Annotated in this window: 25 protein-coding genes; 14 read left to right on the top strand and 11 right to left on the bottom strand. The window is 70.8% G+C overall.

Features of this window, described 5'->3' with window-relative positions; genetic code table 11:
- Window positions 1-142: 142 nt before the first annotated feature.
- Entirely contained in the window at window positions 143-1,330 is a 1,188-nt protein-coding gene (locus tag ACIBEJ_RS18455) for an MFS transporter (protein ID WP_397183931.1), read from the bottom strand.
- 72 nt (window positions 1,331-1,402) lie between these two features.
- Between ACIBEJ_RS18455 and ACIBEJ_RS18450 the strand changes: the two genes are divergently transcribed.
- Window positions 1,403-2,563: a GlxA family transcriptional regulator gene (locus ACIBEJ_RS18450; protein WP_397183930.1), complete on the top strand. Its 1,161-nt coding sequence runs from the start codon at window positions 1,403-1,405 to the stop codon at window positions 2,561-2,563.
- A 27-nt stretch (window positions 2,564-2,590) separates the two neighbouring features.
- Here the strand turns inward: ACIBEJ_RS18450 and ACIBEJ_RS18445 are convergent, their stop codons facing one another.
- On the bottom strand, window positions 2,591-3,031 hold the full coding sequence (locus ACIBEJ_RS18445; protein ID WP_397183929.1) for a GNAT family N-acetyltransferase: 441 nt from the start codon (window positions 3,029-3,031) through the stop codon (window positions 2,591-2,593).
- Complete coding sequence (locus ACIBEJ_RS18440) at window positions 3,021-3,521, bottom strand: GNAT family N-acetyltransferase (RefSeq protein ID WP_397183928.1); 501 nt, start codon at window positions 3,519-3,521, stop codon at window positions 3,021-3,023. Before ACIBEJ_RS18440 ends, ACIBEJ_RS18445 begins: the two co-directional genes overlap by 11 nt.
- Window positions 3,522-3,538: 17 nt before the next feature.
- Between ACIBEJ_RS18440 and ACIBEJ_RS18435 the strand changes: the two genes are divergently transcribed.
- On the top strand, window positions 3,539-4,045 hold the full coding sequence (locus ACIBEJ_RS18435) for a hypothetical protein (RefSeq protein WP_397183927.1): 507 nt from the start codon (window positions 3,539-3,541) through the stop codon (window positions 4,043-4,045).
- On the opposite strand, the gene ACIBEJ_RS18430 is transcribed toward ACIBEJ_RS18435, so the two are convergent.
- Window positions 4,042-4,908 (bottom strand): SDR family oxidoreductase, encoded by an 867-nt coding sequence (locus ACIBEJ_RS18430; protein WP_397183926.1) that lies wholly within the window; start codon window positions 4,906-4,908, stop codon window positions 4,042-4,044. The genes ACIBEJ_RS18435 and ACIBEJ_RS18430 overlap by 4 nt on opposite strands.
- A gap of 52 nt (window positions 4,909-4,960) precedes the next feature.
- Here ACIBEJ_RS18430 and ACIBEJ_RS18425 point away from each other — a divergent pair, with 52 nt between their 5' ends.
- Window positions 4,961-5,545: a TetR/AcrR family transcriptional regulator gene (locus ACIBEJ_RS18425; protein ID WP_397183925.1), complete on the top strand. Its 585-nt coding sequence runs from the start codon at window positions 4,961-4,963 to the stop codon at window positions 5,543-5,545.
- Here the strand turns inward: ACIBEJ_RS18425 and ACIBEJ_RS18420 are convergent.
- Together ACIBEJ_RS18420 and ACIBEJ_RS18415 are read right to left on the bottom strand one after the other, a co-directional pair.
- Entirely contained in the window at window positions 5,542-5,997 is a 456-nt protein-coding gene (locus ACIBEJ_RS18420; protein WP_397183924.1) for a hypothetical protein, read from the bottom strand. The two genes, ACIBEJ_RS18425 and ACIBEJ_RS18420, sit on opposite strands and share 4 nt — an antisense overlap.
- 7 nt (window positions 5,998-6,004) lie before the next feature.
- Window positions 6,005-6,514 carry a DinB family protein gene (locus ACIBEJ_RS18415; RefSeq protein WP_397183923.1) on the bottom strand — a complete coding sequence of 170 codons (510 nt, stop codon included), beginning with the start codon at window positions 6,512-6,514 and terminating at the stop codon, window positions 6,005-6,007.
- A gap of 97 nt (window positions 6,515-6,611) precedes the next feature.
- Between ACIBEJ_RS18415 and ACIBEJ_RS18410 the strand changes: the two genes are divergently transcribed.
- Complete coding sequence (locus ACIBEJ_RS18410) at window positions 6,612-7,958, top strand: TRAP transporter large permease subunit (protein WP_397183922.1); 1,347 nt, start codon at window positions 6,612-6,614, stop codon at window positions 7,956-7,958.
- 12 nt (window positions 7,959-7,970) lie between these two features.
- A complete protein-coding gene (locus ACIBEJ_RS18405) occupies window positions 7,971-8,204 on the top strand; it encodes a hypothetical protein (protein ID WP_397183921.1) in 234 nt (77 codons plus the stop codon).
- Here ACIBEJ_RS18405 and ACIBEJ_RS18400 read toward each other — a convergent pair.
- Window positions 8,201-8,884: a GntR family transcriptional regulator gene (locus tag ACIBEJ_RS18400; protein ID WP_397183920.1), complete on the bottom strand. Its 684-nt coding sequence runs from the start codon at window positions 8,882-8,884 to the stop codon at window positions 8,201-8,203. The two genes, ACIBEJ_RS18405 and ACIBEJ_RS18400, sit on opposite strands and share 4 nt — an antisense overlap.
- An 88-nt stretch (window positions 8,885-8,972) precedes the next feature.
- Between ACIBEJ_RS18400 and ACIBEJ_RS18395 the strand changes: the two genes are divergently transcribed.
- From ACIBEJ_RS18395 to ACIBEJ_RS18375, 5 genes are read left to right on the top strand one after another with little or no spacing between them, the layout of a single operon-like run.
- Entirely contained in the window at window positions 8,973-9,908 is a 936-nt protein-coding gene (locus ACIBEJ_RS18395) for a phosphoglycerate dehydrogenase (RefSeq protein WP_397183919.1), read from the top strand.
- An 11-nt stretch (window positions 9,909-9,919) separates the two neighbouring features.
- A complete protein-coding gene (locus ACIBEJ_RS18390; RefSeq protein WP_397183918.1) occupies window positions 9,920-10,666 on the top strand; it encodes a hydroxypyruvate isomerase family protein in 747 nt (248 codons plus the stop codon).
- Window positions 10,663-11,292, top strand: a complete 630-nt coding sequence (locus ACIBEJ_RS18385; RefSeq protein WP_397183917.1) for a hypothetical protein — start codon at window positions 10,663-10,665, stop codon at window positions 11,290-11,292. The genes ACIBEJ_RS18390 and ACIBEJ_RS18385 overlap by 4 nt, the downstream gene beginning before the upstream one ends.
- Window positions 11,289-12,536: a 3-oxo-tetronate kinase gene (gene otnK, locus ACIBEJ_RS18380; protein ID WP_397183916.1), complete on the top strand. Its 1,248-nt coding sequence runs from the start codon at window positions 11,289-11,291 to the stop codon at window positions 12,534-12,536. The genes ACIBEJ_RS18385 and otnK overlap by 4 nt, the downstream gene beginning before the upstream one ends.
- Window positions 12,533-13,204: a molybdate ABC transporter substrate-binding protein gene (locus ACIBEJ_RS18375; RefSeq protein WP_397183915.1), complete on the top strand. Its 672-nt coding sequence runs from the start codon at window positions 12,533-12,535 to the stop codon at window positions 13,202-13,204. Before otnK ends, ACIBEJ_RS18375 begins: the two co-directional genes overlap by 4 nt.
- Before the next feature lie 51 nt (window positions 13,205-13,255).
- Here the strand turns inward: ACIBEJ_RS18375 and ACIBEJ_RS18370 are convergent, their stop codons facing one another.
- The gene (locus ACIBEJ_RS18370; protein WP_397183914.1) at window positions 13,256-13,501 is read right to left on the bottom strand and encodes a hypothetical protein; all 246 of its coding nucleotides are present in this window, start codon (window positions 13,499-13,501) and stop codon (window positions 13,256-13,258) included.
- 139 nt (window positions 13,502-13,640) lie between these two features.
- On the opposite strand from ACIBEJ_RS18370, the gene ACIBEJ_RS18365 reads away from it, so the two are divergent.
- Entirely contained in the window at window positions 13,641-14,162 is a 522-nt protein-coding gene (locus tag ACIBEJ_RS18365; RefSeq protein ID WP_397183913.1) for a hypothetical protein, read from the top strand.
- A gap of 1 nt (window position 14,163) precedes the next feature.
- Here the strand turns inward: ACIBEJ_RS18365 and ACIBEJ_RS18360 are convergent, their stop codons facing one another.
- Entirely contained in the window at window positions 14,164-14,316 is a 153-nt protein-coding gene (locus tag ACIBEJ_RS18360; protein WP_397183912.1) for a hypothetical protein, read from the bottom strand.
- A gap of 176 nt (window positions 14,317-14,492) precedes the next feature.
- Window positions 14,493-14,774 (bottom strand): hypothetical protein, encoded by a 282-nt coding sequence (locus tag ACIBEJ_RS18355; protein WP_397183911.1) that lies wholly within the window; start codon window positions 14,772-14,774, stop codon window positions 14,493-14,495.
- A gap of 64 nt (window positions 14,775-14,838) precedes the next feature.
- Between ACIBEJ_RS18355 and ACIBEJ_RS18350 the strand changes: the two genes are divergently transcribed.
- A complete protein-coding gene (locus ACIBEJ_RS18350) occupies window positions 14,839-15,678 on the top strand; it encodes an LLM class F420-dependent oxidoreductase (RefSeq protein ID WP_397183910.1) in 840 nt (279 codons plus the stop codon).
- A gap of 20 nt (window positions 15,679-15,698) precedes the next feature.
- Here the strand turns inward: ACIBEJ_RS18350 and ACIBEJ_RS18345 are convergent, their stop codons facing one another.
- Window positions 15,699-16,490: an Imm10 family immunity protein gene (locus ACIBEJ_RS18345; RefSeq protein ID WP_397183909.1), complete on the bottom strand. Its 792-nt coding sequence runs from the start codon at window positions 16,488-16,490 to the stop codon at window positions 15,699-15,701.
- Between the two features lie 65 nt (window positions 16,491-16,555).
- Between ACIBEJ_RS18345 and ACIBEJ_RS18340 the strand changes: the two genes are divergently transcribed.
- Both ACIBEJ_RS18340 and ACIBEJ_RS18335 read left to right on the top strand, forming a co-directional pair.
- Window positions 16,556-17,350: an SDR family NAD(P)-dependent oxidoreductase gene (locus tag ACIBEJ_RS18340; RefSeq protein WP_397183908.1), complete on the top strand. Its 795-nt coding sequence runs from the start codon at window positions 16,556-16,558 to the stop codon at window positions 17,348-17,350.
- Window positions 17,351-17,392: 42 nt separating this feature from the next.
- Complete coding sequence (locus tag ACIBEJ_RS18335; RefSeq protein WP_397183907.1) at window positions 17,393-17,959, top strand: hypothetical protein; 567 nt, start codon at window positions 17,393-17,395, stop codon at window positions 17,957-17,959.
- Window positions 17,960-18,277: the final 318 nt, after the last annotated feature.

Raw genomic sequence — 18,277 nt, 5'->3', positions numbered from 1 at the left:
TCGCTGTGCCCACGGGCCAGACTCGCACCGCGAGATGCCGCACCGAGAAGGGCGCTGTCTCAATGGGCGCAGCAGTTGCCTCATTGCTGATCAGACGCGCGTTGCATCCATCTGACAGTCCGCCCACCAGTGGAGCGGACTGTCAAGAAGCGATCGGTTCGGGTTCTGGGTGGGGGGCGGCGGGGGTCAGGGCTCGGACCGGGCGGATCAGGAGGAGGGCGGCGGCCACGGCCATGGTGACCACCGCTGAGCCCAGGAGGAAGGTGCGGGGCTCGATCACCAGGGCGGCTGGGCCGGCCAGTGCCTGGCCCACCGCCATGCCTGCCACCGAGCCTGCCACCTGGTAAGCGGAGACGCGGTTGAGGACGTCGGGTGCCACCTGGGTCTGGACGCTGGTCGACCACATCACCGACCAGAAGGCCAGCGCCACGCCGCCCAGTACATGGCCGGCCATCAGGGCCGGGAGCGGAAGACCCAGGGCTACCGTCAGAGGGACCGCGGTGTAGCCGGTCAGGGCGATCGCGCCGGCGGCCAGGGGGCGGCGGGGGCGCAGACGGATGGCGACCAGGCCGCCTACCACCGTGCCGGAGCCCAGGGCCGCCATCACCCAGCCGTAGTCGGGGCCGATGATCTGGGAGGAGAGCGGGACATAAGGGCCGATCACCAGCACGCCCCAGAACACCCATACCAGGATCACCGACCACATCCAGCTCCTGGCCTTGAACTCGTGCCAGCCCCTGCGCAGGTCGCTCAGCACGTTCGCGGGCTCCGGCCGGGGTACGGCCACGCGTACCAGCAGCAGGCACACCACGCTGACCAGGAACGTTCCCGCGTCGAGCGCGTAGACGAAGACCGGGCCCGCCGCCAGCACCAGGATTCCGGCCAGTGCCGGGCCGGCCAGTTGGGTGATCGCCTCGGCGATCTTCAGGGTGGCGTTGGCGCGCTGCGGATCGCGGGCGACGAGCGGCACCATGCCGTTCACACACGGCTCGAACAGGCCCGCCCCTATCCCGGACAAAAACGCCGTCGCCAGCAGCAGCGGGTACGGCGGGGCGCCGTCCAGGAACGCGAAGGCCACCACGCCCTGGGTGAAGATGCGCAACACGTCCGCGGCGATCATGATGGTCCTGGCGCCGAACCGGTCGGCGAAGACCCCGCCGAAGAGCATGACGAGGACGGCGGAGGCGGTCCAGACGGCCAGCACGTAGCCGACTCCGGCGATGCCGTACACCTGGCCGACGGCCAGCGCGGCGGCGACGGGCATCATGGCGTCGCCGAGCAGCGAGACGGTCCTGGCGCCGAAGTAGAAGGTGAAGTTCCTCGTCCACATGGGCACCAAGTCTGGATATTTCCACGTCAGCGCGCCGGTGTCCCAGATGACATCGTTAGGTACATTTGCGCCATGCCCGCCGCGCCGCCGCCCCCGCTCTCCTCCCCGCCCTCCCCGCTCGCCGCACCCCCATCCTCACGAACGGCACCCCCATCCTCGCGAACGGCACCGCCGTCCCCGCGAACGGAACCCTCGTCCCCGCGAACGGCACCGCCGTATCCCCAGACAGCGCCCAAGCCCCTGCGAACAGCGCTCCCCCCGATCACCCTCCCGGTCTGCCCGCCCGCGCCGCCCCCGCCCAACCCGCACCGCGTAGTAGCCCTGGTAGGCGAGAATCAGGAACTTTACCCGGTCACCTCAGCCTCGGCCGTCTTCGGTTACCAGGGCCAGGAGATCCCCCAGCACTACAGCTTCCGCCTCTGCGCCGAACGCCCAGGCCCGCTCACCACCACCCTCGGCTCCACCATCCAGGTAGAACACGGCCTGGAAGCCCTGGAAACCGCGGACACCGTCATCATCGCGAGCTGGACCGTATCCCCAACCCCCGCGGTACTGGACGCCGTGGCCCAGGTCCACGCCAGAGGCGGCAGGATCGTCGCCGTCTGCGCGGGCATCTACGTCCCCGCCGCCCTCGGCCTGCTCGACGGCCGCCGAGCCTCCGTCCACTGGGAACTCACCGCCGACCTGGCCGCCCGCCACCCCCGCATCATCCCCGACGACACCGTCATCTACGTGGACCACGGCGACGTCGCGACGGCAGGAGCCTCGGCCGCCACCCTGGACCTCTGCCTCCACCAGGTACTCCAGGAGCACGGCTCCTCCCACGCCATGCGCATCGGCCGCCAACTGGCCGCGGGCCCACGCAGGGAGGGCTGCCAACGCCAGTACCCACCCCTCCCGACCACCGGACCCATGCCCGACTCGCTGGCGGGACTGCTGGAGTGGCTGCTGGCCCACCTGTCCGACCCCATCACGGTCGAGGACATGGCCGCCTACTCCGGAGTCTCCCCCCGCACCCTCACCCGCCAGTTCGCCGACCAGCTCGGCGTCCCACCGGCCCGCTGGCTGCTGGAACGTCGCCTGGCCGCCACCCGCGCCCTGCTGGAGGACACCGACCTGCCGGTCGAGACCATCGCCACCCGCGTCGGCCTGTCCTCGGCGGTCAACCTGCGCCGCCGCTTCCACACCGCCCTCAACACCACCCCCGCCGCCTACCGCCGCTCCTTCCGATGAGGGCAACGCATGCCGTGACCTTCGCGATCATGACGGTGGGCGGATCATCCACAGGTCGGTCGGGTCCTGGGCGTAGGTGGTGAAGCCGTGGCGTTCGTACAGTCGCTGCGCGGGGCTGTCGCGGAGCACGTTCAGGCGGAACACCTCGGTGTCGGTCAGCACCGTGCGCAAAATCGCGCTCCCCACCCCGCGCCCCTGGGTGGACGGTGACAGGTAGAAGTGCTCCAGCCACACCCCGTCCCCGGCCGGCCGCAGCGCGATGCTGCCGGCGAACGTCGCGTCCACCTCCACGATCGAGGTGTGCTCGGGCAGGAAGGCGTCCTTGAAGCGCCGCCGTACCCGGTCGGGGTCGAAGATGCCGAGCCGTTCCAGGTCGGGGCGGAGCACGACGGCCCGCAGCTCGGCGATCGGGTCCGCGTCATCGGGTACGGCGGGCCGCAGCGCCCAGGTGGTCACCTCAGAGGGCAACGGAGAACTCCACCTGCACCAGCGGCCGCCCGTCGCCGAAGTCGTGCTCGCGCTCCGCGCCCGTCTCCGCGAAGCCGCACTTGGTGTAGAAGCGGCGCGACTGCGGCGTGTCCCGGAGCGTCCACAGGTGGGCGCGGGTGAAGCCGTCCTCCCTGAGCCGGTCGAGCGTGGCGGTCATCAGCGCGGGGGAGATGCCGCTGCCCCAGCCGTCGGGGTGGGCGTAGAAGCCGTGGACCTCGGCGATGCCGTCCACCGTCTGGGAGGGGCCGAACCACGACAGCGCCAGCGCGCGCCCGTCGACCTCGCCGATGAGGATCGTGTCCTTGAGGGGCGAGAGCCTGGCATGCCAGCGGGTACGGCGGTCGCGCACCTGCGGCGCGGCGAAGGCCGGGTCGAAGAACGGCGCGTAGGCGACCGCCCAGGAGTCGGCATGGATGGCGCCGAGGACGTCCCCGTCTTCGATCGTCGCGTGTCGGATGGTGATGACCACTGTGCAACTCTAGCCAAATGCGGACAATTCTCATCATCGGCACCGTGGGGGCGGGCAAGACGTCGGCGGCCGAGGCGGTCGGCGATCTGCTGGCCGCCGCCGGCACGCCCCACGGCGTGATCGACCTGGACGAGCTCGCGCGCGGCTGGCCGCCGCCCGAGGGGGACCGGTTCAACTTCGAGCTGACGATGCGGAACCTGCGCGACGTGGCGGCGAACTTCCGCGCCACCGGCGCCGAACGACTGGTGCTCGCGGGCGTGGCCGAGAACGCCGAGCACCGCGCGAGGATCGCCCAGGCCGTGGGCGGCGACCTCGCCGTCTGCAGGCTGCGCGTGGACCTGGCCACCATCCGCGTACGGCTGGCCGCCCGCCACGCCGGCGACCGGGACGGCCTCGACTGGCACCTCAAGCGCTCCGGCGAACTCGACAGGATCCTGACCGAGGCCCAGGTGGAGGACGTGGTGGTGGACGCCTCCGGCCCGGTGACCCAGGTCGCGGCCGACATCCTGAAGGCGGTCGGCTAGGTGGGTCTCGGGTAGTGCGGGCGCAGGACGGCCGCGGTGACGCGGTCGAGCAGCCGGTCGGGCAGCAGGCGCGACAGCCGGGCGAGCAGCGCCGCGTCGCGACCGATGGTGTAACGCGTGCGGGGCCGGCGCGCGGTCACGGCCTTGGCGATCACCTGGGCGGCGTCCTCGGCGGACGTGCCGCCGGTGGTGCCCGCGGCGGTGAGCCCCATGATGGCCTGGACCAGCGGCCCGTAGCGGTCCCGGTGCTCCGGTGACATGGCGGCGGCCAGCCGGCCCGTGGCGGCGATGCCGCGCTCGCCCATCTCCGTACGCACCCCGCCGGGCTCGACCACGACCACCTGGACGCCCAGCGGCGCCATCTCCCTGCGCAGCGCGTCGCTGACCGCCTCCAGGGCGAACTTCGTGCCCGCGTAGGCGCCGAAGGTGGCCATGGCGACCTTCCCGCCGACCGAGCTGACGTTGACCACGCGCCCGGAGTGGCGCAGCAGGGCGGGCAGCAGCGCCTGGGTGACGGCGACGTGGCCGAACAGGTTGACCTCGAACAGCCGCCGCCACTCGGCCAGCGGCAGGGTCTCGACCGGGGCGTTGACGGAGACGGCGGCGTTGTTGACCAGCGCACGCAGCGCGCCCGTCCGCGCGCCGGCCCGGACGGCCAGCCGGTCGACGTGGTCCGGCTCGGTGATGTCGAGGATGACCGGCTCGATGCCGGGGGCGCGCAGCGCGTCCGCGTCACGCTCGCGGCGTACCCCGGCGAGGACGTGGAAGCCCCGCCGGGCCAGCTCGCGGGCGGAGGCCGCGCCGATGCCGGTCGAGGCTCCGGTGACGACGACATGATCCCGATTTTCAGATGACACTGTCACCTGAATGACGCTAGACGGCTCAGATGACAGTGTCAACTGTAGGCTGGGCGGCATGACGACCCGCCTGGAATCGGCCGCCGCGACCCGCCGCGCCCTGCTGGACGCTGCCGCCGGCCTGCTCGACGACGGTGGTCCCGACGCGGTGACGCTGCGCGCGGTCGGGGCGCGGGCCGGACTCACCCGCGGAGCCCCCTACCGGCACTTCCCCGCCAAGGACAGCCTGCTGACCGTCGTCGCGACCGAGGCCCTCGACCGGCTCGCCGACGAGGTGCGGGCCCTGCGCGCCGATCCGCGGGAGTCCCCGGCGGGCAGGCTGCGGCGGGCCCTGTTCGCGCTGATGGCGATCGGACGGCGTCAGCCGCACCTGTACCGGCTGATGTTCGCCGCACCGGCCGGCGACCCGGCCGTGGTCGAGGCGGCGAACCGGGCGGGCGATCGCGCCCAGGACGAGTACCTGGCGATCGTGGCCGAGGTGGTCGGCGAGCCGGACACCCGCCGGTTCGCGCCCCTGTTGCTGACCAGCGTGCACGGGATCACGGACATGGAGGTCAACGGCCACCTGTCCGCCGAGAAGTGGCAGGTCACGGCCGAGGAACTCGTCGCGACCCTGGTATCGATGATCGAGACGGCGACCTAGTCCCAGAGCGGCAGCCGGGTTCCCGCGCCCTTCTCGACGGCCGCGCGGTAGAGGACCTGTGCGGCGGCGACGTCCTGGATCGCGGTGCCGGTCGAGTCGAACACGATGATCTCGTCGGCCGACAGCCTGCCGGGCTTGGCGCCGGTGACCACCTCGCCGAGTTCGGCCCTGACCGGGGTCCGCGGGCGGTGGTGCAGCTCGCCGACCTCGGCGCACTGGTGGGTGACGTCGGTGACGAGGGTGGCGCCGGCCAGCAGGTCGGAGTGGAGTTCGCGCTTGGCCGGCGCGTCGGAGCCGACCGCGGCCACGAGGCTGCCGGGCCGTACGTCGGCCAGGGACAGATAGGGCTCGGTCGACGGCGTCAGCGTGACGACGTCGGCGATGGCGTTCTGGATGAGGTCGATGTGGTCGGCGGGCGCGAGCAGGCGTTCGACCTCCGACTGGGTGAGCATCGGCGTTTCAGGCTCCGACCGTGCCGTCGACCGCCTCGCGCAGGAGGTCGGCGTGCCCGTTGTGCCGGGCGTACTCGTGGATCAGGTGGAGCATCACCATACGCAGCGACACCTCGGCCTCCCAGCGGGCGTTGTAGGCGGTCACGTCCAGGGAGTCGGCCTCGCCGAGGATGCGCCTGGCGTGCCCGACCTCCTCCTCCCAGGCGCCGAAGGCCTGCTCGCGCGTGCAGCCGGTGTCGTCGTAGGCGGCCTGGAAGTCCCACATCGTCGCCGACCACACCATCGGCAGGTCCTCGCCGTCGACCACGCGGCGGAACCACTGCCGCTCCACCTCGGCCATGTGCCGGACCAGCGCCATCAGCGACAACGTGGACGGCGGCATGGACCGGGCGCGCAACTGCTCGTCGGACAGCCCGTCGCACTTCATGGCCAGGGTGGCGCGGTGGAAGTCCAGAAAGGCCGTGAGCATCTCGCGCTCGTCGGCGATCAGCGGCGGCCCTACACGCTCTGTCGTCATCCGGAGAGGCTACCGACCCCTTGACGCTGCGTGCCAAGCCGGGGAGACTGCATCACATGTCACTATAGTATTTTATTTGAGGAGCACCCCCATTCCCATGAGCGCCATCCTCGCGCTTGCCGCGTTCATCGCCGTCATCGTCGTCTGGAACCTCGCGTTCCGGCGCAACATCGCCGAGTCCATGTTCGTCGGCTTCCTGGCCTGCACCGCCTTCGCCGGCCTCGACGCCCCCGCCCTCGCCTGGCAGAGCCTGATCGAGGGCATGAAGTCCGAGGTCACGTACGCCGCCCTGACCTTCGTCTTCGTCAGCGAACTGCTGACCAGGATCGGCCTGATCGGCCGGCTGATCGACATCCTGAGCTCATTGCTCGGCCGGCGCCGCGGCGGCGCGCTCTACGCGGCCACGGTCGGCTCCGGCGCGTTCGGCGCCGTCGCGCACAACGGCGCGGCCATCGCCGCCACCATCGGCTCCATCGCGATCCCGTGGATGAAGCGCTCGAAGACCAGCGGCGACACCGCCGCCCTGGTCATCTCGGGCAACGCCGGGGTCGGCGCCGTCTTCCCCTTCAGCGGCGCGTTCTTCCTGCTACTGGCCGCCCCGACGGTCGCGCCGGTGCTCAACGCCGACCAGATGATCGTGCCGATGTTCGTGGTCGCCGCGTGGACCGTGGTGATGCGGCTCGGCATCGCGTACGTGATCGTCCGGCGGCGCGGCGTGGACCGCATGGACCCCGGCGACGTGCACCCGCTGGCCGCGACCCTGCGCGCGGGCTGGCCCTCGCTGCTGGTGCTGGCCGCGGTCGCGCTGCCCATCCTGGCCACCGCGGGCGCGGGCGCGCAGTGGGTCGTCGGCCGGATCGGCGAGGACGCGGCCGACACCATCCCCGTGCTCTTCTGGCTGCCGATCTTCATGCTGGTGGTCGGGGTGATCGTGGGGTGGCGCAGGCTGCCGCGCCGTACCGGGGAATGGTGGGCGATGCTCGGCGAGATCAGCCCCAAGTTCGCCGTCGTCGGGCTGACGATGGTCTCGGCCTTCGCCGCCTCCGCGGCGCTGTCGACGCTCGGCCTGGGCGAGCAGCTCGCGCCGCTCATCGAGCGGATGCAGGGGGTGCCCACGCCGGTCGTGGTGGTGGTCGTCGGCCTGGTCGTGCTGCTGGTGTCCGGTCCGCTGAGCACGACGGCCACGATCGCGGCCGTGGGCTCGGTCGGGTTCCTGGCGCTGACCAGCGCCGGCGTCGAGCCGCACCTCGCCTACGCCGCGCTCATCGTCTGGGCCAGCGCGGAGGGCTGCTCGCCGCCCGGCGCCGCCCCCCTCTACGTCGCCGCCGGGATCGCCGGCAGCGATCCGGTGAAGATCTTCCGGCCGGTCATCGGCTACTACCTGGTGCCGTCCTTCGTGGCCGGGATCGTGGTCGCGCTGAGCCTGCTGTGGATCCCGTTCTGAAAGAGGAAGCCCATGTACGCGCTGCTGCTCACCGTCTTCAGGCTCCTGCTGATCGCCTTCGTGCTCGGCGGCGTGGCCGTGACGTTCTTCCAGGTGACGGGCATCCTGATCGCCAGCCCGGGGCTGACGTCGTTCTTCGGCGGCGAGTTCGCCGACTGGACCTGCGTCGTGGCCGCGCTGGCGGGGATCGTCTCGTTCCTGCAGCTCTACACGAAGGAGGCGAAGGACGCGGAGGAACTCGTCTAGCCCGCCGCCGCGACGGGGCGCTGCTTCCTGCGCCGGTTGGCGTTCTGCAGGTGCTCGCGCATCCTGATCGAGGCGATCTCCGGGTTGCCCTCCACCAGGGCCTCGTAGATCGCGCGGTGCTCCGCGGCCGCGTGCTCGGCGCCGGTGTTGCCCATCCGCGAGAACAGGCGGAAACGCTGCACCTGCCCGTTGAGCGAGCGGTAGGCGGTCTCCAGGAACTGGTTGTCGCACTGCTGGGCGATCAGGCCGTGGAAGCGGTCGTCGGCCGCCCAGTAGGAGCGGAAGGAGCTCGACTCGGTGTCGGCCAGCCCCACCGAGCGGTCGAGCTCCTCGACCGCCTCCAGAAGCTCCTCCAGAAACTCCGGCGTGGTACGCCGGCACGTCTCGTAGACCAGCGCCGGCTCCAGGACCAGCCGGGCGTCCATCAGCTTGCCGATCTCCCTGTCGGTGAACATCGGCGCCACCCGGTAGCCCTTGAGCGCCTCGCGGACCACGAGCCCGGTGTGCTCAAGCCGGGCCAGGGCCTCGCGCAGCGGGGTCTGGCTGACGTCGAGCTCGCGCGAGAGCGCGCCGATGTTCAGAGGGGAGCCGGGTACCCGCTTCCCGGTCATGAACTGGTCGAGCAGCACGTCGTACATCTGGTCGGCAAGGGGCTGCTTCTTCTTGCGGGCCTCGGACATCACGTTCCTCTCGTCGAGCCGATTATCCCAGGCAATCAGCTATAGGATTTAGCTCTATAATATATTTTAGATGGAAAGGATCTTAATCATGCGTGTCCTCGTGACCACGGCCTGGCTCCACCCCGGCGACGACGTCGACCGGTTGCTCAAGGAAGAGGGCTTCGAGGTCGTGCACAAGCGGGCAGGCCGGCTCGCGGACCTCGTCCGGGACGCCGACGGCGTGGTCGCCGGCACCGACGCCTTCACCGCCGAGGTCCTGGCCGCCGCGCCGAGGCTGAAGGTCATCGGACGCACCGGCGCCGGCTACGACAACATCGACACGGAGGCGGCCACCGAGCGCGGCATCGCCGTATGCCCGACCCCAGGCGTCAACCGGCGCGCGGTCGCCGAGCACACCCTCGCCCTGATGCTCAACTGCGCCCGGCTGCTGCCCCAGAACATCCGCTCGGTCAGGGACGGCGGCTGGGAGCAGCCCAGCGGGCGCGAGCTGGCCGGCTCCACGCTCGGCATCGTGGGCCTCGGCGCCATCGGCAAGTCGGTCGCCGAACTGGGCACCCTCCTCGGCATGGAGGTGCTCGCCTACGACCCGGAGCTCGACCACGACTTCGCCGCCCGCACCGGCGTGCGCGCCGTACCGCTCGACGAACTGCTGCGCCGCGCCGACTTCGTCAGCCTGCACATCTTCCTCGACGACACCACCCGCCACCTGATCGACGCCGCCGCGCTGGCCAGGATGAAGCCCACCGCGTACCTGATCAACACCGCCCGCGGCGGCGTGGTCGACGAGGAGGCGCTGGCCGACGCGCTCGAACGCGGCGAACTGGGCGGCGCCGCGCTCGACGTGGTCGAGGTCGAGCCGCTGCCCGCGGCCAGCCGCCTGCGCGCGCACGACAACGTGATCGTCACCGCCCACGTCGGGGCCGCCACCGCCGAGTCCCGCGCCCGCTCGGGCCGGATGGCGGCGCAGGCGGTCATCGACGTCCTGAACGGCCGCGCCCCCGCCTTCACGGTCAACCCCCGATAGAGGACCACGACATGCGCTTCGACGCGAACCTGAAGTGGTTGTTCACCGAGCTGCCGTTCGAGGCACGCTTCGACGCCGCCGCCGCGGCCGGATTCGAGGGCGTCGAGTACCCCTCGCCCTACGACCACGACCCCGCCGAGCTCGTCCGCCGCCTGCGCGAAGCCGGGCTCGAACAGGTGCTCATCAACACGCCGCAGGGCGCCGACGCCTGCCGCGCCGCCGGGTTCCGCGAGGGCTTCGCCCAGGCGATGGAGTACGCGCTCGCGCTCGGCGCCGGCCTCGTCCACGTCCGTGCCGGGACCCTGCCCGAGGATGTCAGCCGCGAGCGCGCCGAGGCCCGCCTGGTCACCAACCTCGCCTGGGCCGCCGAGCAGTCGCGCGGCAGCGGCGTACGCCTGGTGCTGGAGGCCCAGAACCACCGCGACAACCCCGGCGGCGTCCTGCGCACCCAGTCGCAGGCCGCCGCCGTGGCCGAGGCGCTCGACGCGGAGCACGTGGGCGTGCTGTTCGACCTCTACCATGCCCAGGTCGACGAGGGTGACCTGATCACGAAGGTGCGGGCGCTGCTGCCGTACACCTTCCACTACCAGGTCGCCGACCCGCCTGGCCGGCACGAGCCCGGCACCGGCGAGATCGGCTGGCGCGCGGTCTTCGCCGCCATCCGCCAGAGCGGCTACCAGGGCTGGATCGGCTGCGAGTACGAGCCGCGCGGCCGCACCCTCGACGGCCTCGGCTGGATCGAGGAGCTGGCCGGATGACCCGCATCGCGCTGATCAGCGCCGTCCCCGCCGCGATCGCCCCCGCCGTCGCCGGACTGGCCGACGCGTTCCCCGAGGCCGAGCCCTGGAACCTGCTCGACGACAAGCTCCTCGCCGACGCCCGCGCGGCCGGGCCGAGCGCGCGCATGTCCGCCCTGATCGGCTACGCGGTCGCCGCGGGCGCGCACGGGGTGCTGCTCACCTGCTCCCTGTACGGCGCGGCCGCCCGGTCGGCCGGTCAGCCGGTACCCGTCCTGGCCCCCGACGACGCCGCCTTCCGGCAGGTGGCCGAGTCCGGGCACCGGCGCGTGCTGGCCGTGGCCAGCCTGGAGGAGGCGCTGGCCGACTCCGTCGCCCGGCTGAGCGCGGCGGCGCCCGGCGTGGCCGTGGACGGCGTGGTCAGCCCGGCCGCTTTCGGGGTCGCGGACCGACGGGAGCTGGCCAGGGCGCTGCACGACTCCTGCGCCCCGTTCGCCGCGCGGGTGGAGGCGGTGGTGCTGGCCCAGTACTCGCTGGCCCCGGCCGCCGGCGTGCTGGCCGCCTCGCTCGGGCTGCCCGTGGTCTCCGGTCCGCACGCCGCCGCGGCCGCGTTGCGGCGGGCCGTACTGGACGGGGAGTGGCCGTGATCGGCGCGATCGCCGACGACGTCACCGGCGCCACCGACGTCGCGGTCGCACTGCACCGGCACGGCCTGCGCACCCTGCTGTTCTTCGACACCCCTCCCGCGCTGTCCTCTGAAACCTCTCCCGCGCCCGACGCCGTGGTCGTCGCGCTGAAGACGCGGACCATACCCCGTGACCAGGCCGTCGCGCGGTCGCTGGCCGCGCTCGACCGGTTGCGCGCGGCCGGGGCCGGGCAGATCTACTTCAAGTACTGCTCCACCTTCGACTCCACCCCCGAGGGCAACATCGGCCCGGTCCTCGACGCCCTGGCCGACGCCCTCGGCGCGCCCATGGTGGCGATGACCCCCAGCTCGCCCGAACACGGCCGCACCCAGTACCTGGGGCACCTGTTCGTGGGGGAGCGGCTGCTGTCGGAGTCGCCGATGCGCGACCACCCGCTCACGCCGATGACCGACTCCTACCTGCCGCGCGTGCTGGAGGCCCAGTCCGCGCACCGGGCGGGGGTCGTCCCTTTGCCGGCGGTACGCGGGGGACCGGCGGCCATCCGCGAACGCCTCGCCGACCTCCGGCGCGACGGCCTGCGGTACGCCCTGCTGGACGCGGTCGAGGACGCCGACCTGTTCGCCGCCGGGCAGGCGCTGGACGGCATGCCGCTGGTCGCGGGCGCGGCCGGGCTCGCCGCCGGGCTGGCCCGTACCCTCGGTCGCGAGCTTCCCGAAGGGACCGCGCACGTGCCGGGGGGCCGCGCGGCCGTACTGGCGGGGAGTTGTTCCGCGCGCACACTCGAACAGGTCCGCGCGGTCATCGAGTACGGCAGGCCCGCCCACCGCCTGGACGCCCTCGCCCACCCCGACCAGGAGGCGCTCGCCGCGGACGCCCTGGCCTGGTACGACGCGCAGCGGCCCGAGGACGGCGCCCCGCTGATCTACTCCAGCCTGCCGCCCGACCGGCTGCGCGAGGTCCAGGGCGAGCTGGGCCGCGAACGTTCGGCCGAGATCCTGGAGTCCGCCCTCGCCATGATCGCCCGCGGTCTGGTGGAGCGCGGCGTCACCCGGCTGGTCGCGGCGGGCGGCGAGACCTCGGGAGCGGTCGTCCGCGCGCTCGGCGTCACCGGCGGCGTCATCGGCCCGGAGGCGGCCCGTGGCGTCCCCTGGATCCTCACCCCGTCCCTCAGCCTCCTGCTCAAGTCGGGCAACTTTGGCGAACCCGGCCTTCTGCTCGACGCCTCTCGATCGGAGAACCCATGAAGTTGTTCAGCACCCTGGCCGTGAAGAAGGCCTTCGACGACGTGCTTCTCGCCGAGTTCACCGGCAGGACCGGCATCGCGGTCGACGGCGTCTACGACCCCACCACCCAGTTGATGGCGCGCATCCGGGCAGGTGAGCGGCCTGACGTGATGATCGCCGTCACCTCCGCCTTCGACGACCTGGACGACGGCGTCCTCGACCTTTCCACGAAGGTGGTGATCGCGAAGACGGGGGTCGGCCTGGCGGTGCCGCCCGGTGCGCCGCTCCCCGACGTCTCCACCCTTGAGGCCTTCACCCGGACCCTGCTCGACGCTCGCAGCGTGGCCTATTCGCGGACCGGGGCCAGTGGCATCTACTTCGCCCGGTTGATCAAGGAACTGGGGATCGCCGAGGAGGTCAACGCCCGCGCCACCGTGATCGACAAGGGGTTCATCGCCCATGCCGTGGTGGATGGGCGGGCTGATGTGGCGATCCAGCAGCTCAGCGAGTTGCGGTTCGTTCCTGAGGCTCGGATCGCCGGGCCGTTTCCTGCGGAGGTGCAGCACTACAGTGAGTTCTCGGCTGTGGCCGCCCGTGCCGGGGACAGTTCGGCCGCCGCCTTCCTCGCCTTCCTCACCTCACCCGAGGCGCATCGCGCGTACGCCGAGACCGGCTTGGAACTGCCCTGACCTCGGTGACCTGCTGCGCGCTTTCGTACGGTCAGGAGCTTTTGTGACCGGCTAGAGCCAGCCACGTTCCTTGGCCCGGGTGCCGATCTGGAAGCGGTTGGCCGCGCACAGCCGTTCCATCAGATCGGCGACGTAGCCGCGGAAGGTCCGCACCGACACCCCCATGGCCCGCGCCGCCACCTCGTCCTTGCCCACCCGATCGAGCAACTCCAGCACCCGCCGCTCCAGCGGGGTGGGGTCGGCGTCGTCGGGTTCGAGGTCGGTGGCGCGCCGCCCTTCCGCGCTGCGTTCCCGCACCGGGCCCTGCCCCTCGCCTGCGTCCCCGCGACTTGGCCCGCGATCTCGCCTGCGCGCGTCCCGGGGTTCCGGTGTCCTTGGAGGGTTGGGGTGGCGGGTTGTAGGGCTGGATGGTGACCGGGCGGGGTATGGGCTGTTTGTGCTTTATGTCTTTGGGTTTGAGAAGACCGGCGTAGTTCTGAGCGACCTCTACTTCGTCGACCCGAAACCAGCCAAAGGCCAGGAAGGCCCCGAGCACGGCGTCCGCCTGGAAGTCAGGGAGCTGGAACGGGGCGAGCTCAAAGGGACGATCTACTCGGCCCAGCCGATCGCCGTAGGCCGCCCCATCTGGCGGGTGGATCTTCTGGAGTCGGTTGAGGGTACGCCGGGCAGCTTCGACCGTACCCACCACCACCCGGAGTTCACCGGCTGGGACCCGAGCTCACGCGTCTTCGACCGGGCGCTCACTGCCGACCCCTTGGGCTGGCTGAGCGACCGGCTCATCGAGGCCGCCGGGCCGCTGGACGTGCTCGACGAGGCGGATAAGGGCGCGCTTCGCCGGGCCGTACCGGAAATCGTGGAGGCGGCGGGGCGGCTGCTCGACGGCGTGCGCGCGGGCGCGCTCGGCACCGCCCCCTCCTCCGGCGCGCCCCTGACAGACGCGCGGGCCGGTTGGCTGTAGCTCAGAGCTTGACGAGCTTGGCGTACGGCACCGTGATGCGAAGGGTCTCCGTGCCGAAATTCACGACCACGGCGACATCCTTCTCCACACGGATGACCGACCCCAACCCGTATTTGTCGTGGCTGACCAGGTCCTGCACCTCGAAGTCGGGCATCGGAGGCGCAGGGGCCTGAGGGACGTTGAAGGGACTTCCTGGCAGGGGGCGCCGGACCGCGGCTGTTCTGGGTTTCATTACGGTAAGTATGAGCCCATTTGACACGCAGCGGGGGGTTTCTGGATATCAATCCGTACTCGTCGCCGCCGCGCGGGCCTTCTCGCAGGTCAGAAGGGCTATGCGGTACGCCGCCGGTGGAGCAGGGCCTCGATCATCGAGGCGAGCAGGAACCCCATCGCCACCAGCGCCAGGCTGTGCTCGACCCACTGGACGACCACGTTCCATCGCATGGACTCGGCCAGCAGACTCTGCGGCACCCCCGTGGCCAGGCCGATCACATGGGTGAGGACCACCCAGCCCGCGACGGCGCTCATCGTCCACAGGGCCCACTGTGGATAGCGGTCGACGGACAGGGAGTTGCCGAGGCGGATCGCGGCCAGGGCACGGTTGACGGCCATACCAAACACTATGGCACTCGCACGGTTGACCTGACGCCGGTGTCAACGTTCTAGCCTCCGGGTCATGAAGTTCGGCATCAGCTACAGCACGCCCTACTACGGCACCGACCCGGAGAAGCTCGTGGCCTTCGCCCGGCTTGCGGAGGAATGCGGCTTCGAGTCGATCTACGTGCCCGAGCACATCGTCCTGTATCCCGGGGCCAAGGTGGGGGCGTTCGAGATACCGGCGGCGCTGCCGTACCTGGACCCGCTCGACTGCCTGTCCTTCATCGCCGCCGCCACCGAACGCATCCTGCTGGGGACCGGGGTGCTGCTGCTGCCGTACCACCACCCGGTGATCCTCGCCAAGCGCCTGGCCACGGTCGACGTGCTGTCCGGCGGCCGCATGCGGCTGCTCACCGTCGGCCTCGGCGCGCTGCCCGGCGAGGCCGAGGCGTTGGGCGTCGACTTCGCCACGCGCGGCCGTCGCGCCGACGAAGCGATCGCGGTTCTACGCCTGCTGTGGTCGGGCGGCGAGGAAGGCGTGCGCCATACCGGCGAATTCTTCGCGTTCTCCAACCTGGTCAGCTACCCCAAACCCCACCAGATCGCCAACCTGCCCATCCACGTCGGCGGCTCCAGCGCGCCCGCCGCCCGCCGCGCCGGACGCCTGGGCGACGGCTACTTCCCCGGCGGCCGTCCGGACCCGGCGCAGTGGGAACTCGTCCGCACCACCGCCATCGCCACGGGCCGCGACCCCGACGCCCTGGAATACACGAGAACCGCCCCCATCGACCTGTCCCCTGACCGCCTCGCGGCCCTGACCCGCGAAGGCGTCACCAGAATCGTCGTCAACACCCCGGCCACCACGGTGGAACAGCAACGCCGGGACCTGACCGACTTCGCCCGCCGCTTCGGCCTCTGACGTGAACCCTCAGTCACTGATCAAAGGCGCAGGTGATGAGGATGCTGATCCGGGGGCCCGGACAGCAGGATCTCTCGCAAACTGCGCCGGAGAATTTCGACGCCGTCGTCGTCGATGTGGAGGTCGATGCGCATCACCGGGTCCACGTCCAGTTCCCGCGCCGCGTCCTCGGTGAAATGCAGGGTCAGCCGGCCGTACGTGAGATCGCAGAGTGTCACGCCGCCATAGGTGGTGCCCGCGCCGTGCTCCCGGGTTATGCAGTACGCGTCGTCGTCGGCCGCCATGAAAATCAGGGCCCTGCCATTGCCGTCCACATCCTCGGCGAGACCGAACGTGACCAGCCCGGAATCGTCGTCGCGGCCGGCCGTTCGCGCCACCATTTCCCCGGCGCGAGCAGGAGGAAGAGGTGAGGGCGGCATCCACGGAGGCGTGTGTTCGGACGTGCGCGGATACCGGGCCTGTTCGTCGGCGAAAGCGGAAGGCGGCACCTCAATGTCCGGCCCGAAAGGCGGCTCCTGGCTGAAGGTCTGCGCCATGAGGTTGTACGAGCCGCCGCGCCGGCCGTAGTCGAGCCGGCATCGCAACCACGTGCCTTTTCCAGGCTCGTACAGCGCCGACTTCGCACGCTGAAAGGGCTCGTCAAGGCCGTCGGCGTGATGAAGCGTCCGCCGCGAGCCGTCGGACATCTCGTAGACGACGGTCGTGATGCTGAACGTTCCGAGCTGGACGCGATCGATTTCGACGTGCTCCCAGCCCTCCGGCGCGGCGGCCTTCAACGCCTCGCCTATGGCGATGAAAGGCTCTTCTCCCATTTTCTGGCACGCCCCTCTTTCTCCCGTGGTTGGGAGCAGGCTAGCGGGCGGGTATGTCAGGGATCATGCTCATTGATCTCACGGACAGAACGGCCCTGGTGACCGGTTCCACGCAGGGCATCGGGGCGGCGATCGCGACGGGACTCGCGCGGGCCGGCGCCCGGGTCGGCGTCAACGGCCGAGGCGAGGAATCGACCGCCGCGGCGGCGAAAAGGCTGGCCGAGCAGGTGCCTGGGGCGCACGTCATACCGGTGGCCGCCGACCTGGCGACCGAGGACGGCGCCGCGACGGCTGTGGAAAAGCTGCCGGATGTCGACATCCTTATCAACAACCTGGGGATATTCGAGTCGCGCCCGCCGCTGGACATCGACGACGCGGAATGGCGCCGGTATTTCGAGGTCAACGTCCTCGCCGGCGTACGGCTGACGCGGGCGTACCTGCCGGGGATGATGGAGCGTTCGTTCGGCCGGGTGCAGTTCATCGCCAGCGACTCGGCCGTCGCGATTCCGGCAGAGATGATCCAGTACGGAATGAGCAAGACCGCGGTCCTGGCGGTCTCCCGAGGTTTCGCCAAGGCCGCCGCCGGCACCGGAGTCACGGTCAATTCGGTGATCGCCGGGCCCACCCACACCGGTGGCGTCGAGGATTTCGTCTACCAGCTCGTGGATCGGGATCTGCCCTGGGACGAGGCGCAGCGCGCGTTCATGCGCGAACACCGTCCGCAGTCGCTTCTGCAGCGTCTCATCGAGCCGGAGGAAATCGCCAACATGGTCGTCTACCTCAGCTCCGAACACGCCTCTGCGACCACCGGCGGCGCACTCCGCGTCGACGGCGGATACGTCGACGCGATTCTTCCCTGAGCCACTGACGCGTGCCCGCGTGACGTGGATATGTTGCCGCGCATGCGCGACTCACTGGATGTGACTGACGTAACCACGGCCCTGTCGACGGCCCTCGACGCCGTGGGCGGCGACATTGCGTACCGGTTGTGCGGCACCGGCGCCGCGCTCCATCAAGGCGTTCCGCTCCCGGTCGGGGACATCGACATATTGCTCTCCGGCCGGGACGACGTGGACAGGTTCGCCTCGGCGCTCACCGCCTTTCCCTGCCTGTACAAAGCCTCGTGGCTTGCCGACACCTCGCAGTACTTCACCCGGTTCTCGGTTGGCGGGGTCGACTTCGAACTCAGCACGCTCGAACGGCATGCCGTATCGGATGCCATGGAATGCGTGGGCAGCGGGCCGTGGCAGCATTACGTCCTGGTCAGTTGCGGCGCTCATGAGGTGCCGGTGGTACGGCTGGAACTCCGGCTGGCCTCCGAACTCCTCCGCGACCGGCCCGATCGATACGGCCCAATCCTTGACCACCTGAGCACGTACGGATTCGACGCCGATCTGCTGCGACGCGCCTTGGCCGCCCACGACATTCCCGCACGTCATCGGCGTCTGGTGCGGGAGCGGCTGCCGTAACTCCTCGTCGTGTTCGTGGCGCATGATCGCCACCGCGAGGATCTGCTGGCCTCGAAAGGACGTTGGCGAAGTGGAGCAGTGCGAGCACCATCGCCGCGCCCCGCTCGGAATGGCCCGCGACGCGGAGTATCTCCACGACGATTGTCCGCGTGAGGATTTCCTGTTGCCAGGTAGAGCGCGAGGCAAACGACGGCAACCAGGACCGCCGGCCACCATCCGCCCCGATTCCCGAACGCCTGCCACCCCGTTCATCGGTGACACTGGTTCTCGCGTGCCGCCTGCATAGAACGCCTTAGTTCGTTCACGCTTCGGCGTGCC

Origin of the sequence: Nonomuraea sp. NPDC050790 (genome assembly GCF_044456745.1) — a bacterium.
Taxonomy (GTDB): Bacteria; Actinomycetota; Actinomycetes; order Streptosporangiales; family Streptosporangiaceae; genus Nonomuraea.
This window is presented reverse-complemented; position numbering and strand designations above follow the sequence as displayed.

Bases quoted from the DNA above. Each gene is read 5' to 3' on its own strand.
- ACIBEJ_RS18455 (WP_397183931.1), bottom strand. From the start codon at position 1,330: ATGTGGACGAGGAACTTCACCTTCTACTTCGGCGCCAGGACCGTCTCG.
- ACIBEJ_RS18450 (WP_397183930.1), top strand. From the start codon at position 1,403: ATGCCCGCCGCGCCGCCGCCCCCGCTCTCCTCCCCGCCCTCCCCGCTC.
- ACIBEJ_RS18435 (WP_397183927.1), top strand. From the start codon at position 3,539: ATGCGGACAATTCTCATCATCGGCACCGTGGGGGCGGGCAAGACGTCG.
- ACIBEJ_RS18425 (WP_397183925.1), top strand. From the start codon at position 4,961: ATGACGACCCGCCTGGAATCGGCCGCCGCGACCCGCCGCGCCCTGCTG.
- ACIBEJ_RS18420 (WP_397183924.1), bottom strand. From the start codon at position 5,997: ATGCTCACCCAGTCGGAGGTCGAACGCCTGCTCGCGCCCGCCGACCAC.
- ACIBEJ_RS18415 (WP_397183923.1), bottom strand. From the start codon at position 6,514: ATGACGACAGAGCGTGTAGGGCCGCCGCTGATCGCCGACGAGCGCGAG.
- ACIBEJ_RS18410 (WP_397183922.1), top strand. From the start codon at position 6,612: ATGAGCGCCATCCTCGCGCTTGCCGCGTTCATCGCCGTCATCGTCGTC.
- ACIBEJ_RS18405 (WP_397183921.1), top strand. From the start codon at position 7,971: ATGTACGCGCTGCTGCTCACCGTCTTCAGGCTCCTGCTGATCGCCTTC.
- ACIBEJ_RS18400 (WP_397183920.1), bottom strand. From the start codon at position 8,884: ATGTCCGAGGCCCGCAAGAAGAAGCAGCCCCTTGCCGACCAGATGTAC.
- ACIBEJ_RS18395 (WP_397183919.1), top strand. From the start codon at position 8,973: ATGCGTGTCCTCGTGACCACGGCCTGGCTCCACCCCGGCGACGACGTC.
- ACIBEJ_RS18390 (WP_397183918.1), top strand. From the start codon at position 9,920: ATGCGCTTCGACGCGAACCTGAAGTGGTTGTTCACCGAGCTGCCGTTC.
- ACIBEJ_RS18385 (WP_397183917.1), top strand. From the start codon at position 10,663: ATGACCCGCATCGCGCTGATCAGCGCCGTCCCCGCCGCGATCGCCCCC.
- ACIBEJ_RS18375 (WP_397183915.1), top strand. From the start codon at position 12,533: ATGAAGTTGTTCAGCACCCTGGCCGTGAAGAAGGCCTTCGACGACGTG.
- ACIBEJ_RS18360 (WP_397183912.1), bottom strand. From the start codon at position 14,316: ATGCCCGACTTCGAGGTGCAGGACCTGGTCAGCCACGACAAATACGGG.
- ACIBEJ_RS18355 (WP_397183911.1), bottom strand. From the start codon at position 14,774: ATGGCCGTCAACCGTGCCCTGGCCGCGATCCGCCTCGGCAACTCCCTG.
- ACIBEJ_RS18350 (WP_397183910.1), top strand. From the start codon at position 14,839: ATGAAGTTCGGCATCAGCTACAGCACGCCCTACTACGGCACCGACCCG.
- ACIBEJ_RS18345 (WP_397183909.1), bottom strand. From the start codon at position 16,490: ATGGGAGAAGAGCCTTTCATCGCCATAGGCGAGGCGTTGAAGGCCGCC.
- ACIBEJ_RS18340 (WP_397183908.1), top strand. From the start codon at position 16,556: ATGCTCATTGATCTCACGGACAGAACGGCCCTGGTGACCGGTTCCACG.
- ACIBEJ_RS18335 (WP_397183907.1), top strand. From the start codon at position 17,393: ATGCGCGACTCACTGGATGTGACTGACGTAACCACGGCCCTGTCGACG.